The sequence below is a fragment of the Gimesia maris genome, assembly GCF_008298035.1.
Classification (GTDB): domain Bacteria; phylum Planctomycetota; class Planctomycetia; order Planctomycetales; family Planctomycetaceae; genus Gimesia; species Gimesia maris.
The window spans coordinates 720,645-735,298 of sequence record NZ_CP042910.1 but is presented as its reverse complement, the minus strand read 5'-3'; the positions used below and the strand labels follow the sequence as shown (position 1 = coordinate 735,298).

Genomic DNA, 14,654 nt, shown 5'->3' with positions numbered 1-14,654 from the left:
CTTTTTCAGTTTGATTCTTTGAAGGTTCAGATTATTCACTGTCCTGTTGTGCCTGACGTAGTTGTGTCAATAATTCAACAATCGCATTGTGCGCGTGCCAGGTCTGACTGATCACCAGCGCATGTGACTGTTGCACTACCGAGATCGTCCCCCCCGGTTCATTCGTGTAATCAGCCAGTGATCCACCGCCACCGCCAAAACCTCCACCCAGGCCACCTCCTAATGCTCCCTGCACGTTAAAATATCCTCTACCACCACTTCCCTTCTGACCATGTTCAGATTTTGGATTACTTAATGTGGTACTGAGGCGAACGGGTTTCCAGTCTCCCAGGTTCGCATTCTGAATGGAGGCGCCCAGGACCAGGTAATCTTCATCAATGATGCACAGATCGGCGACGGGGTAGACCCTGGTTTTGAATGTGCGGGCAGCCGACTCTTTGGAAAGCACCTGAATCAGTCCTCGATCGACGATAAAGGTCAGATCCAGTGGATCCAAAATCTGCAGCAACGCATCGCTCAGGCTGATTTCAGAAAAATGGGCATCAATGGGTTCTTCAGGAGTGATTCCCAGATTATTTTCCAGGTCTTTTGTCTGAATCACAATGGGCACTTTATGTCTGTCGCTGTAATAGGTGATCACATCCTGCAGCGTTGATTCCACGAAGTCGGCGTCGGTATTCATCTTCAGCGCCACTTCCAATGTCTGTTCGCGGGCGGTGAGCGCCGGATAGAAGACCGGTTTTGACGCCTTCGCTTTTGTTTGTTCTGCAGGCGCAATCGTTTTCGAAATCGCGTTTACCGTCGGTTTTTTCGCTGATGTCTCTTTTGATTTCGGCTTCTCTTCCGCGTTTGCCGTGATGAGAAAACCTGCCCCCACCAGGCAGCTCAACAGGGTAAACGTAATTGTTTGTCTCCAGCTACCGCTATCGGTTTTCCGTTTCATCACTTTCTCCTGCTGTCGTCAACTTTTGATTTAATTGAATTCTGAGTCAAAGTATATTTGCAACCGGTTTGAGTCGAGTCGTCTATTCACTGGCACGGGCTTCTCTGATTTGTGTTAACAGATCAACGATGACTTTGTGCGCATGATACGTCTGCGAGATGACCAATGCACGACATTGCTGCACAATCGTAATCGTTCCGCCATGACCGTCTTCATAAAGCAGGGGGTCGACACTTTCCCCTCCCTTGAAATTGCCATCGGGAATATTGAAAAAACCTCCTCCCGCGGGTGCCTGTCCGCCGGACTGTTGTGGCTGATCGTTGGTCTTTTCCGACGCACAACCGGTTTTCCGCGCCCGCCAGTCACCCAGGTCTGCATTTCTGAGCGCCGATTCCAGCGTGAGATAATCTTCGACAGTCCGGCAAAGATCGCCGACAGGATACACACGTGAAGTCAGTTTATCACTGGCTTTCATGGATGTCGTGATCTTCAGGACTCCATGTTCAACAAGGTAAGTCAAACCCATGGGTTCCAGAATGAGATCCAACGCATCACTGAGCGTGATACTTTTCACATGGAGGTTTACAGGCTCATCGGGCGTTAAACCTTCCTCACCCAGATCATTACCTGAGATGAGAATGGGAATACCATGTCTCTCTGAAAATAACGCCATAATTTCAGAGAGAGGCAGATCGGGAAAATCACAATCGGTTTCTTCCGCTAGCGCTTCCTGAATTTTCAGCTCACGTTTTGTTAACGCCGGATAAAAGATCTGCTGCGTTTTTTTCTTCTGCTGCTGCTGCGATAGTGCCGCTTCTTTAAATGCGATCATATTCTGGGCGACAGGTTTCTCTGCTTCGGAAGCAACCGTTTTTTTCTTCACTTCCGCAGTCGCCACCAGCATGCTGCTTCCGACAGCCAGAACACATAATAGGGCAGCAACAATCTTCTTTTTCAAAAGCCAGCTCATAACCAGTCCCCCGTATTGAATATGTGACAACTGAGAATCACTTTGCATCAGATTTCAGGCTGGTCTGAGCTTTGCGGACCTGCCTGAGCTGATTCAATAACTCCGATATTTTGATGTGCACTCGATCTGTATCATTCACCACCAGTGCCTGGCACTGGGGAACGATGGAAATACTGCGACTTGAATCTGGCACGGATAATTTTCCGGTTGACAAACCGGAATCGCCAATGACCAGATCATCGACCGGATAAGTTTTTTGGCGCATCGATGAAGGTGGCAGACAGATATTGCGAATCACGTTTTCAAGTGCCGCGAATTCCTCTGGTGAACTGCCTAAATCGGCAATCGGATAAATCCGTACTGTCAGAGTACGATTCGCTTTTTCAATCGTCGTAATCTTCAACACTTCCTGATCGATGACATAATCCAGCCCCATTGGTCTCAGAATGATGTCGAGTGCGGACATGAGTTTAATTCCACTCAGCGAGACATTCACAGGCTCTTTTGCTGTGAGACCAACTTGCTCTAATGCCAGAGCGTCCAGAAAAATATTAATCCCATGCTGGTTCTGAAAGAAACCTGTTACTTCAGTTAAAGGGGTGTCGGAAAAGTCCGCTTTTGTTTCAGCATTGAGCTCCCTCTGGATTGTCTGTGCGTGTTTTGTCAACGGCGGATAGAAGAGCTGAATACTCTTGATACCCGAATCCGCTGTCTGCTTTTGAGTCTGCAGGGTTGATTGATGTTTCTGCGAACTGACAAAGACATCTTGCTCTACGATATCGAGATCCGCCTCAGACGAAGCATCGGGATTTCCGGCCCTGGTGTTCTGTGCTACTTCCGCACTGACCGTCATTAATACCCAGCCCGTTGAGATGCACAGTAACAGGACGAACAGGTGATTTCGCTTCAAAAACCATTGCATTATGAAAACTCCTTTTCAATACACGAAGGTGGCATCGATCCTGCAAAACAGAGATAGACTACATCAGTGCCGGAAACTCACTACTCGTTGAAGAGGCCCGTATCTGCTGGAAACCAGCAGCGCGAAAGAAACTTGTCCGGGCGTTGAACCTGATTGAGAAAAGAAATGAAATCAGACAATAAAAACGAGTATGCAATGAATGAATGAATATCTACTGATAGTAAAATCAGGATTTCAGACTGTCAACATTTTTCTTGACGAAATTGCGGCACACAGACTCTTCAGTCAGGCGCGAGCGCAAGATTCCTTATGTTCGCTGAGAAACAAATCGTCGTAAGATGAGTAGAAATCCGGGGATCGTCAGTAGATAACCCGCCACGAGAAACCCCCAGCCTGCGCCCACCGGCCCGTAGGTTTTTCCCAGGTACCAGACCAGCAGCCCCGTGATCAGCTGAGTCAGCGTATTCAAAAACAGAAATGGTTCCTGTTTAAACGGACGAATATACGCCATCACACACTGGGAGATATGAATGGGAACAATGGCCAACGTCAGCAGCACAGTCGGGTAGAGTGGCAGGATCCGTTGCTGCAGCTTCTGAATCAGGTACCAGACCGGTTCCAGCCTGTCCCAGCCTGCTGGTAGCTCCATGCCTTGCACCAGTTGCAGTCCCCAGACGATCAGGCAAAACAAAGTTCCTCCCGCCAGTAGAACCATGGTGGAAACCTGTGACAATCGGCGAAAGACGCGGTTCAGTTCGGGAATATTATTCTGTGATACCAGCGAACCAAACAACGGTGCCCGCGCCAGCAGCCAGGAATAGGCGGCCAGTTGCAATGTCATCAAGGCCGACCAGGTCAGTCCCAGGCGGCCGGCGACTTCGGGGCCCTGATATTCAAACATCAACGGGATGACAAACGCGCTGGTGAAGTACGTCGCCATCGCCTGCACTGCCAGCTTCCATTGCAAAGGCCAGACTTCTTCCGACCAGCTGACCAGCGCCCCTGAACGCGGTGGTAACAACGACGTAAAAAATCGTCGATAGCGAATAACAATCAGCCACAGTTCCCAGAACAGCCGCACAGCACAAATCGCAACACAGGTCCAGATCCCGCCTCCGCTGGAAATGACCAGCCAGGCGACCAGTGTCCCTGTAATACTCTGGAAAGCGCGATAACGATTGGTGACCGCAACCTGGTCGCAACCATCCAGCAGAGTGAGACAGGGCGTCACAATCAGACTCAGTGCCGTCAGCCCGGCCACACACAGCCAGGGGAGCTGCCAGTCCACACTACCTGCCGGCTGAGACGAAAAGAAATAATAGCCGGCCATTCCAATACCGCCGACAAACAGCAGTCCGGCTACGCTGTACCACTTCAATACCAGTGACGCCAGGCTGCGTATCCGTGAGAGCGCATCCGCATCACCGCTTAACGCCCCCTGTTCGTCAATTTTCAGTTTCGACCATTCATGACTGGCCAGATAGAGTGTGACGACCTGCATGCCCATCTCGACAAAGGTCTGCAAAGCAATCAGCGCACCGAAAGTATAATAGTATCCCTGCAACTCACTGGAGAAAAACGCGATGATCAGCAGCATCGTGACAGGGCCGGAGACAAACTGCCAGCCCCGGCTCAACAGCGCATAGAATACCGCACGATTGACTTCCATTCGGTTGAGCATACGACGCGGCCAACTGCGTCGTTGTGGTTGAAGTTCCCGCTGTTCGGTCATACGCCGTATTCAATTCTCTTCTAAGCTTCGTCTACCTCAACAACTGGTCTCTGCCAATACAGAAACCGCCCGCATCAGGGTCGCTTCCGCCCGATACAGGTCTTCCGTTGTTTCAGAAATCAGTAAACCATTCACAAGATGTAACGTTTGACCGTTAATCTGGTCAGGGGACGTCGCAATCCAGCGTGTGCCCGACTGCTGTGCGTCGGCAACACATCTTAACCACTTTGAAAACGGCTGACCATACGACTCTTTCCAGGGGAAATGCAGCCAGCTTGCCACCTGTCCCGCATTTAAGAGGCGTGTAAATCCCAGCGCCAGTCGTCCCATGGTATAGCGGGCGTTGACATCCTGAACCGGACGCCACTGCAACTCTCCCCGATCATCCCGATACTGCATCGCATCGATTCCCAGCGGCCCGAAGTAACCCGCCTGCTGCACACGTAATGCCACGCGGTGCCCCACTTCTATTGCAGGCTGCCAGGTTTCCCGCGTCTGCGCATCGATACAGATCCGACTGCCGCGATACTGGCCGCGGTCATCACATAACAATACTGCGATCCCCAGAAATTCGGGGTCCCCCTGCTGCGGTATCTCAAACTGCAGTCCGGCTTCCGCGCTGCGCTGCACCCACGGTTCCAGAAACAGTGGCTGCTGGTACGCAAATCGTTTTTTTGCCCAGTCCCTGACCGGATTTTCCACGCCGGTTCCCCGTGCCAGCATCCGCTCACGGGCTGACATGCTGAAATTTGCCTTGAGTACCCAGGCTGGCTCTCGAGCCTGCTGCAACGGCAGCTCTGCAACCGCTGCTTCCAGCTCCTCCATATTTTCCACCCGACGACTTCCAGGCAGCGAGAGTCCCCATTCTCTTTCACATGCAAATGAAAACGACCGGGAATTGACCGTTTTCACGGCAGCCAGATCAGGAGTATTCGCGGTGAATCCCTGCGCGTTTGCCAGTTTTGCAACCGCTTCCGACCAGCCCCAGGGAACGAACTCGCTTCGAGCCGCTTCTTCGTGACGAGGCCATGCTGAGATCCACTCCACCTCCGGCAGCCCCGCTGTCTTCAAATCTATCATAAATTCAGAAGTAATTGAACCGGGCAAATAGATCTGGTCGCCGTCTGCCGCCACGCTGATCCAGCAGCAGGCCAGTTGCAGATTCAATGCGGGCGTGCCTCCCCCCGACGCTGCATACACTTCGCTGGCCAGTTGATGTTCAAAGTCATAATTTCCCAGAAATACACGTCGCATTGAAAATCATTCAGCAAATAAAACGCGGTGGATCTGCAGGTTTCTGAATTGAATGATCCATTATTCATTAGAGCCTGACACCGAATTTCTGTTATACTGATTCCTGCCAGCCAGAACTATCCTCACACATGATTTCTCAAGAAAGACAGCCCGATGCACTTATTCCGCAATCATTCTGTTCTTCCTCAATTCGTATTATTGTTTTCCGTCCTGGTGCTGAATGTTTCATTGCAGGCAGAAGACGCATCACAGACTAAACCGCTACTGATCACGACTTTCCAGTGTGATATCACGCCCCCCCTCGGCAGCCCCCTCTGTTATGGACATGTCACGCCCGCGAAGAAAATCGTCGACCCTCTCAGTGCGCGGGGCATCATCTTCCTGAATTCCGATCAACCGATTGTCCTGCTGGCGCTCGACTGGGTGGGAGCCAATAATGGTGCCCAGGATGTCTGGAAGCAACGCCTGGCAGAGGCGCTGGGAACGACCGTGGATCGCTGTGCCATTCACTGCCTGCATCAACACGATACGCCGGGAGTCGATATTTCCACGAATGTCCTGCTCGAACAGAATGGTTTAAAAGGTGTCATGTATGATGTTGCGTACGTAGAAGACGTCATGCAGCGAACGATCGCGGCAGCAAAACAGAGTCTGTCGCATCCGCAACCTGTCACACATGTGGGGACAGGCAAAGCGAAAGTCGCGCAGTTTGCTTCGAACCGCCGCATTCTGGGGACGGATGGAAAAGTCAAAATTGTCCGTTTCAGTTCGTCCCGCAATCCCGCTGCCATCGCGGCTCCGGAAGGAATCATTGATCCTGATGTCCGCGTACTCAGTCTGTGGAACGAAGACAAGCCGCTGGTGGCGCTCAGTTATTACGCCACACATCCTCAGAGCTATTATGGTAAAGGGGGCGTCAGTTGTGACACCGTCGGCCTGGCGCGGGCGATGCATGAAAAGCAGACCCCGGAAACACTACACATTCACTTCAACGGCGCGGGGGGAAACATCGGCGCAGGAAAATACAATAACGGCGCCCCCAAAAACCGACCCCTGCTGGCACAACGCCTGGCAGACGGAATGAAACAAGCCTGGGACTCAACAAAAAAAAGTCCTCTTACTGCCAACGATGTGAACTGGAAAGTCAAACCGGTACTCCTGCCGTTGCGAGACACGCTGGATGAAGCCGCCCTCACCGGCATCTTGCAAAATCCGCGTGCCAAGCTCACCGATCGCATCCGGGCCGCCCGTGATCTGAACTATCTGCAGCGAACTAAAGCAGGTAAAACCATCGACATCACGCGGCTGCAGCTCGGTTCCGCTCAGATCATTCATATGCCGGGTGAACTGTTTGTGGAATATCAACTGGCTGCTCAAAAGTTGGCACCGGATGATTTCGTCTGCATGGCTGCTTACGGAGACCAGGGCCCCGGTTACATCGGTACGACGATCGCGTATTCCCAGGGAGGTTACGAAACCGGCCGCGTTTCCCGCACTGCTCCTGAAGTAGAAGCAACGCTGATGCAGACGCTCAAAGAATTACTGGGCACTAACGATTAGACTGTGTCCCGTTTTACAGTAGCGTCTCCAAAACCATTTGGACTGAGTATAATAGCTCGGGAGACGCTATGGTTAAATGCGATGCGCTCTGGCTTCATCCACTTAATCATCCTGGCGTGAAGGCTTTGACCATTTGATGCGGGCGGTGTAAATCCGGTTGTTACTGCCGTACTTTTCGATGCCGATCGGCTGCATCCACTCGGCGACGGTGACCCAGGTTTCGCTGGGGCTGAGATTCACGACGGCGAAGTTTCCCATCCGCGCCCCTTTTTCCGGCACAATGATTCGTTCGGTTTTGCGTTTCACCTGCAGCGTTTCAGGATCGACTTGAGCCATAAACAGCGGTGCCCGATGCCGAAATACATGGTCGTTGTTCGCGCCGCGTCGTGTATAGACCAGGTACAGACCATCGCTGTGGGTCACCCAATGCTGCTGCGTGTTATAATTCCCCAGTTCTTTACCGTCATCAAACTTCCAGACAATCGGCTCGGAATAATTCAGCCCGTCATCGCTGACCGAGACATACCCTTTGTCGTCATTTCGCATTGTCAGATAATACTTATCCTGGTACTTCGTAATGGAAGGTTCATATAACCCGCGTTTGACGGGAATCGTATGTTCGCTGCCATGCTTTTTGTAAGTCAGCTTCTCGCCATCAAAGTCGCATAACACCACCGTAGTGCTGTACTGCTTTGCTCCTTTTTTCTTGAAGTAGACGGGCAGAAGAATGCTGCCATCTTCCAGATCATATCGCTGTGCGGAACCGGCGCCGCAGCTTTCGAAACGGGGTTCGTCCGGCATGCTCATGGTGGTCCAGTCGGACCAGGTGTGATCCTTTTCATTATAGACCGAATACGCCACACTCCGCTTGCGAACGTGCATGACTTTATTATTTTCATAGCGTACGGTATGACCGGTTCCCAGCAGTTTTTTGGTTTTCGCGTGCCAGCCGGGCGTGAAATCACAGACCGCGATCTCATGCTTGTCTGATAAACGCCTTCGCGCTAATGTATCATGTTTGATCGGCCCTACCCAGTTTTCTCCGTCAGTCGTCCGCATCTCATTTAAAGCATAGAACACATCCGAGCCGGTCAACAGCAGCTTCTGCATTGTGAGTACGACGGTCGCGGGAAACGGACCTGCCTGAGGAATAGCACCGGTGCGGGCCTGAACCCAGCAGGTTTTCCCATCGAAGCCTTCCGTAACCACGCGCAAATCGACTTCATAGTCAAGTGGTTTCGCGGAATCTTCAGCAGAGAGACGGGACGTTCCCGCAATCAGCAGTACAAGCGTGAGACAAACAGGAACGAGCGATTTCATAGGGGCCTCTCTAAAAGTGGTAAAAGAAAGATCCCTTTACCATACGCAGATTGAAGGGAACTCTCAAGACTTCCATTCCAATTCAAACCATGAGCGGAAAGACAACCGGTATTGCATTCTGCAGAAATGCTATCCAAAATAAAACTGGCAAACGAAACAGGCAATCGGTTCCTGTGATCGCGATGCCCCTTGCAACTCTTATATCAGGAATAGTCCGATGCGAATGTGCTCACTGATCGCTGTCCTGACTTTCTGCTGCTGCCCGATTCTCCCGGCGGCCGACCTCGACTTTATTCGCATCAGTGCGGACGGAAAGTCTTTTGTCACCTCACAAAATCAGAAACCGTTTGTTCCCTGGGGATTTAATTACGACCACAACGGGGAGGGTCAACTGCTGGAAGATTACTGGCAGACAGACTGGAAGCAGATCGAACAGGACTTCGCCGAGATGAAAGAACTGGGCGCGAATGTGGTTCGCATCCATATTCAGTTCGGCAAGTTCATGTCTGCCGTCGACAAGCCGCGCGAAGAAGCGTTGCAGAAACTGGGTGAACTGCTGCAACTCGCCGAACGCACGGGGATCTATATCGATCTGACCGGGCTGGGCTGTTATCACAAACAGGATGTCCCCGCCTGGTACGATCAACTGACCGACGAGGAACGCTGGCAGGCGCAGGCGGTTTTCTGGGAAGCGGTTGCGAAACAGTGTGCGAAAAGCCCGGCTATCTTCTGCTACGATCTGATGAATGAACCGGTCGTGCACGCCGGTAAAAAACAGGGAACCGACTGGCTCGGACCTGCCTTAGGCAACAAACATTTTGTGCAGCGCATTACTTTAAGCCCTGATAAAAGGTCTCGACCTGACATCGCAGCCGCCTGGATCAAGACTCTGGTGCAGGCGATTCGCAAGCACGACCAGCGGCACTTAATCACCGTTGGCATGGTTCCCTGGAGCCTGGATCGCCCCGGTCTGCGGTCCGGTTTCGTACCTGACAAAGTCAGCCAGCATCTCGATTTTATCTGCGTGCACCTCTATCCGGAAGCAGGCAAGGTCGATGAGGCCATGGAGACGCTCAAAGGCTTCGAAATCGGTAAACCGCTGGTGATTGAAGAAACATTTCCGCTCAAAAGTTCGCCGCAGGAATTCGAGGAATTTCTGTTGAAGTCACGAAAGTACGCGGACGGCTGGATTGGTTTCTACTGGGGAAAGTCACTGTCTGAATACAAGTCGGAAAAAACCATCGCCGCTGCGTTGATGGGGAACTGGCTGGAGTTCTTCGTCAAGAACGGTCCGAAATTCAAAGACGAGACAGAATAAACCCGGCTTGCTGATTTCGTTCAGGGCTGAAATACGATGTCCGTCACCGTTCCGAATTTTGCCGGCAAAGGCATGTTGGCAAATGCGGAATCTTTGCCAGTCCGGTACTGCCAGCGACCTGCCAGAGGCAGTGCGCTTTGACCGGATATCAGCCGCGGTGCAGAAGCAAAATCGGTCTCACCGGCCGGGCCTGTTACCTGCAACACAATCAGGTTGGCATCATCCCCGTAAACCGCTTGACGATCCAGTTGAAAACCCTTCTCCGTCGACTTCAAAGGTGTGCCATTCAACCAGGCACGGACTTGCGTATTGTCAGCGTTGCCTGCTGTTAACAGTAATGTTTTGCCGGCTTTCCATGCTTCGGGAATACGCACCACACAGCGATACCAGCGGCCCTGGTCGGTTTTCGCTGTTGAGCCGTTACCCGGAACTTCAACTACGGACCAGTGAGGTGCGTCGTTCAACGAGACTTTTTGTGAGACTTTGACATTCGCCGGATCGAGGCCGGCGGCCCAGTAGATACTATTTGTCAGCAGTCTGACAAACTCAGGCTGTTTGAAATCACCTGGATGTCCCAGTGAAGTGTAAAACGATTTTCCGCCGTCTTTGCGCTGGAAGGTCCAGGCAACCGGCTCGACTGGTTTACCCGGAATTTCTGCGGTCATCAACACCGTGGTGCCTTTTGCCAGCGGAGAGACTTCATACAGTGAATAGGCCTGCGGGAATGGTTTGTCGGAAATGCCATCCAGAATGGGATTTTGTTTTTGTGCGGGATTGATGGTGACCATCGATTTGAGATCGTTGGCATGATGCCCTTTATAATTGCCGCCGAACACGTAAGCATCGAATTCCGTCCAGTCAGCGTAACCTGCAGGAGGTTCTTTTCCCCGGAGTGAGAACGCGTGACTGGCGGTCCGGATTCCCACAACGGGTTTACCGGCTTTCACATATTTCCGAATCGCCTGCATTTCTTTTGCAGGTAAGACACGGCGACGCACGCTGAACAGGACCACGTCGGCATCGTTGATTTTTTCGATTCCCGGAATCAGGTTCCGATCCTTTTCATCGGCATAGATCAGGCTGACCCGAAAGTGTTTGCCCAGATTTTCCGCGGCAAACTTCGGCAGACTGATATTCGTTTCATATTCGGCTTCCGCCATCACGATTAACAGATGCGGTCGTTTATCTTCTTTGAAAACGAATGCCTGATCGCCGAGCAGTTGATCGCTGGTGATGGTCGGACAGACATATTTTTCGATGTGTGAAATGATCAAGTCATTGCCGGTAAAATGACTGACGTAAGGCCAGCGCTGGGGGTTATACATGGTGTCTGTCAGATCGCGAACGAGAACGACATTCTTGCCGTTCTGCTTCAATTGTCGTAATCCAAACGGACGCCCCAGAACACACATATTCGTGTGCACGCCTACCAGCATCACGTTTTTGATTCCGCGGCTCTCCAGAATCCGCCAGACTTCATCGCCTTTGTCACTGATGAAATCACGCTCGCTGTCGACTGTGATCACAGGTGACTGGCTCTTCCAGGGTAGCGCGGGATTGCGGCCGAGGTCTTTCAGCTTTTTGGCCCAGACTGCGTGTTCCTCGGGATCATCGTCTTCTCCCCCGTCGGACTGATCCAGGGGGTAGACGGCACGCTCTTCAGCCGGAATCTTCGAGCACCAGTTTTCAATGCCATCTGGTACAGGGCCGTCAAAGGTCACCTGCATGGCTCGTTTTCGCGCGGGATGTTTCTGATAAGCGGGCATGCAGTCACTGGGGGCATGGATGATGGTGACCCCTTCCGCACGGGCTGTCTTTAACAGCTGATCCAGGCGCGGCGCGAACTGTTCGAGGCGTTTGACGGCATTGAGACAGTGGTGATAATCCCACACATCACAGACAATGATGGCGGTCTCAGATGGTTTCCAGCTCTCGGAACGTTGCAGCCGATGAAAGCCACCGGTGTCTTTGCCCGTTTCCTGCTGATAACGCAATTGCAGATCCAGATCTTTCGCGGACAGTGAAGTTGTAGAAATCAGAATCAGGCTCAGGCAGGCAGCCAGCTTGTAGAACGTCTTCACGTGATGTCTCCTGGTGGCAGGCAACGGGGTTGACCCGTGGAATGAATTCGACTGCAATCAATCACAGTCTGTTTATTTTAGAGGAGCCCGGCACCAGAACAAAAGTCTGAGAGCAGAAAACAAAAAAACCAGCTGAAAAAGAGGTCTGCTTTTCCGGCTGGTTTTTCGCTGGTAATCAATTGTGAAGACGTCGTTTTATCGACGGGAATCCGCAGAACGGCGATAACGTCGCAGTTGCTGTTCTACTTCCTGGATTTTGCCCTGACGTTCTTCACGGGAGACCGTGGTTTTATTGGTAGTCTGAGTAAAGGAAGAAGGAGCACGAAACCCCGTGACTTCGGGTTGAGTTGTACTCTGTACCCGATTGACGCGGGCGGTGCGTGGCAGGCTGCGACTGATCCGTTCCTGCTGCAGAGTTTGTGCTGGCTGCTCTGTCCGGCTTAGTGTTTCTGCCGGTTGAAAACGTGCCGAAGTTGGTGTGGGCTGATTACCCACTTCACCCGACAGATAAGATACAAATTTCGAGCTGGCTTTGTTGATAATCACAACCCGGCTGGCAGATTGAGGCTTATTGAGAGGACGAATGATGCAGACGACTTCTGCTTCGCCAGCCTGATCGAGGGCTGCCTGCAGTTGAGACAGATCGGGGTTTCCGGTTGTGCCTGAAGCAACGGGTTGACTGGAAGGCATGGCCCGTTCCAGAAATTCATCCAGGATTTCCTGATTGGGAGCAGGCGTCATTTCCTGTGGCGTTTCGCTCATCGCCAGTTTGACTTCGGGTACGGTTTCTGCGACAGCCGGTTCTTTATAGATGGCAGTCAGCTGCGCTTCATCCAGCAGCTTATGAATCATCGGCAGGCCGACATACAGACCACGTTTTTCGTCTTTTTCCACCGCAAAACAGACACCCACCAGTCGACCGGAACGGTCAAACAATCCGCCGCCGGAACGTCCCTGCACAGGCATGCCCGTGCATTCGATATTGTCGGGTCCCAGAAAGCGGTTCAGTTCCGTCACCTGGATCTTTTCCAGTGTGGGGAGTGCACCGCCGTTACAACCGATGCTGGCGACGACATCGCCTGTTTTGACTTCCTGTTCAATACCGGCCACTTTTGCGGCTGCCACCACGCCTGATGTGGGAATGGAGATCAGCCCCACGTCGGCCTGCATATTGTAGCGAACCAGGGTTCCCACGTAGGTATCAAACTTCTCTCCCTGGAAGACATCGACTTCAATGACCGAATCACTTTTCAGTTCACTGAAGATGTGACTGCAGGTCATAATCAATGTGCGACCGACGGCACTGTGGATTACAGTTCCTGATCCCAGGTCCATGCCTTTTTTATCTTTGACACGAATACGAACCGTGCTGGCCCGAAAGTTGATAATTTCTTTCTGCGGAGCTGCATCTGCCAGCGGATCACTGGCAGAGTCGCCGAACTGGGCACGGATCACTGGTTCTTCGACCGGGACCGACTCTTCTTCTTTTGATTTACCAAAGAAGGGAATATTAAAGCCGCGAGATTTCTTTTCCGGTTTTGTTTCGTTCTGCGTCAGGTGAATGGGAGTCTCTGCAGGCTGGCTGGCTCGACTTTCATTCGCAGCGAAAACAACAGGGTTCTCGCGGGCAGGCTGTTCGGGTTCTGAACTGGGGATGCGGGCCAGCATTCTTCGCAGGTTGCTCTCGGTCGTTGATCCCACCGAACGGGCGACCTCTCTGCCTTCCACCACCAGTACAAACGCCGGTATGCTGGTTACATTAAAACGTTTCGCCAGATCCGGTTCCTGATCAACGTCTACTTTTTTAATCGGATAACCTTCACGCTTTAAACGTGAGATTAAGGGACTCATTTTCTGACAGGGACCGCACCAGGTGGCAGTAAAATCCAACAGCACACCTTTGGGTGCCGCTGCCTGTACTGATCCGGAAAGGATTACAACTGTAAGAAAGGCTGTCGTAAAAAACCTCATCTACCAACTCCTCAAAAAGGTTGGTTTCAACGCGCAAGGCGTTTTAAATTCAGATAAAGGGGTATTCTCTCTTAGCTCAAGCCAGGCATCAGAACGTGATTGCGGCTGAGAGCAGGCAACCTGAATGGTCGCCGGTTGCAGAGAAGCAGTGTGAGCGGAAAACTGCAGGAACCCTCTTGAAATCTGAAGAGATTCGACAGTTTGAACTTTCAAAGCCTGGTTGAACGCATCAACAGGCGATGTCGGTGAAATTAGCTTCACTATGCGGCTTCCATGCCAAACGGTTGTCACCAGCAATCTGCTGGTAATATGGGTAGTTTAATGGGAATCGAGCCCGGTCTTCCTGACCAACTGCTCTGAATCGCTTGAATTGTCGGTTCCGTACCTGTGTACTGATATCATTTAGAAACGGGAGCAGAGTCCCATTTGTGACGGGTCAGTTTAAGTTCACGCATCTGGTGTACCAGAAAGTTAAATTATTTTGCGAAAAATTCGCAGGAATGCGTAAATACATTAAAGAGAATTCCTTGTAAATAGAATTTTCTCTGGAAGCTTTTACAATCGCCTCTCAGCGAAAACTTTT

10 protein-coding genes are annotated in these 14,654 nt (G+C 51.7%); 2 read left to right on the top strand and 8 right to left on the bottom strand.

Going from position 1 to position 14,654, the window contains the following annotated elements; translation table 11 throughout:
* Positions 1 to 31: 31 nt before the first annotated feature.
* From GmarT_RS02725 to GmarT_RS02705, 5 genes are all read right to left on the bottom strand, one after another.
* Positions 32 to 943: a hypothetical protein gene (locus GmarT_RS02725; protein WP_002648265.1), complete on the bottom strand. Its 912-nt coding sequence runs from the start codon at positions 941 to 943 to the stop codon at positions 32 to 34.
* Positions 944 to 1,025: 82 nt separating this feature from the next.
* Positions 1,026 to 1,913 (bottom strand): STN domain-containing protein, encoded by an 888-nt coding sequence (locus GmarT_RS02720; protein ID WP_149302421.1) that lies wholly within the window; start codon positions 1,911 to 1,913, stop codon positions 1,026 to 1,028.
* A 37-nt stretch (positions 1,914 to 1,950) separates the two neighbouring features.
* Complete coding sequence (locus GmarT_RS02715) at positions 1,951 to 2,835, bottom strand: hypothetical protein (RefSeq protein WP_002648267.1); 885 nt, start codon at positions 2,833 to 2,835, stop codon at positions 1,951 to 1,953.
* A 307-nt stretch (positions 2,836 to 3,142) separates the two neighbouring features.
* Entirely contained in the window at positions 3,143 to 4,567 is a 1,425-nt protein-coding gene (locus GmarT_RS02710) for a polysaccharide biosynthesis protein (protein ID WP_002648268.1), read from the bottom strand.
* A 36-nt stretch (positions 4,568 to 4,603) separates the two neighbouring features.
* Positions 4,604 to 5,821: a hypothetical protein gene (locus GmarT_RS02705; RefSeq protein ID WP_002648269.1), complete on the bottom strand. Its 1,218-nt coding sequence runs from the start codon at positions 5,819 to 5,821 to the stop codon at positions 4,604 to 4,606.
* Positions 5,822 to 5,974: 153 nt separating this feature from the next.
* Between GmarT_RS02705 and GmarT_RS02700 the strand changes: the two genes are divergently transcribed.
* Complete coding sequence (locus GmarT_RS02700; protein WP_002648270.1) at positions 5,975 to 7,381, top strand: hypothetical protein; 1,407 nt, start codon at positions 5,975 to 5,977, stop codon at positions 7,379 to 7,381.
* 102 nt (positions 7,382 to 7,483) lie between these two features.
* Here the strand turns inward: GmarT_RS02700 and GmarT_RS02695 are convergent, their stop codons facing one another.
* The gene (locus GmarT_RS02695) at positions 7,484 to 8,701 is read right to left on the bottom strand and encodes a sialidase family protein (RefSeq protein WP_002648271.1); all 1,218 of its coding nucleotides are present in this window, start codon (positions 8,699 to 8,701) and stop codon (positions 7,484 to 7,486) included.
* Positions 8,702 to 8,918: 217 nt separating this feature from the next.
* Here GmarT_RS02695 and GmarT_RS02690 point away from each other — a divergent pair, with 217 nt between their 5' ends.
* The gene (locus tag GmarT_RS02690) at positions 8,919 to 10,019 is read left to right on the top strand and encodes a cellulase family glycosylhydrolase (protein WP_002648272.1); all 1,101 of its coding nucleotides are present in this window, start codon (positions 8,919 to 8,921) and stop codon (positions 10,017 to 10,019) included.
* Between the two features lie 20 nt (positions 10,020 to 10,039).
* Here GmarT_RS02690 and GmarT_RS02685 read toward each other — a convergent pair whose 3' ends face one another.
* Together GmarT_RS02685 and GmarT_RS02680 are read right to left on the bottom strand one after the other, a co-directional pair.
* On the bottom strand, positions 10,040 to 12,100 hold the full coding sequence (locus GmarT_RS02685; RefSeq protein ID WP_002648273.1) for an isochorismatase family protein: 2,061 nt from the start codon (positions 12,098 to 12,100) through the stop codon (positions 10,040 to 10,042).
* A gap of 195 nt (positions 12,101 to 12,295) precedes the next feature.
* Positions 12,296 to 14,071 (bottom strand): thioredoxin domain-containing protein, encoded by a 1,776-nt coding sequence (locus GmarT_RS02680; RefSeq protein ID WP_002648274.1) that lies wholly within the window; start codon positions 14,069 to 14,071, stop codon positions 12,296 to 12,298.
* Positions 14,072 to 14,654: the final 583 nt, after the last annotated feature.

Excerpts from the sequence above, each read along its gene's own strand:
- GmarT_RS02725 (WP_002648265.1), bottom strand. The coding sequence starts at position 943 with ATGAAACGGAAAACCGATAGCGGTAGCTGGAGACAAACAATTACGTTT.
- GmarT_RS02720 (WP_149302421.1), bottom strand. The coding sequence starts at position 1,913 with ATGAGCTGGCTTTTGAAAAAGAAGATTGTTGCTGCCCTATTATGTGTT.
- GmarT_RS02715 (WP_002648267.1), bottom strand. The coding sequence starts at position 2,835 with ATGCAATGGTTTTTGAAGCGAAATCACCTGTTCGTCCTGTTACTGTGC.
- GmarT_RS02710 (WP_002648268.1), bottom strand. The coding sequence starts at position 4,567 with ATGACCGAACAGCGGGAACTTCAACCACAACGACGCAGTTGGCCGCGT.
- GmarT_RS02705 (WP_002648269.1), bottom strand. The coding sequence starts at position 5,821 with ATGCGACGTGTATTTCTGGGAAATTATGACTTTGAACATCAACTGGCC.
- GmarT_RS02700 (WP_002648270.1), top strand. The coding sequence starts at position 5,975 with ATGCACTTATTCCGCAATCATTCTGTTCTTCCTCAATTCGTATTATTG.
- GmarT_RS02695 (WP_002648271.1), bottom strand. The coding sequence starts at position 8,701 with ATGAAATCGCTCGTTCCTGTTTGTCTCACGCTTGTACTGCTGATTGCG.
- GmarT_RS02690 (WP_002648272.1), top strand. The coding sequence starts at position 8,919 with ATGCGAATGTGCTCACTGATCGCTGTCCTGACTTTCTGCTGCTGCCCG.
- GmarT_RS02680 (WP_002648274.1), bottom strand. The coding sequence starts at position 14,071 with ATGAGGTTTTTTACGACAGCCTTTCTTACAGTTGTAATCCTTTCCGGA.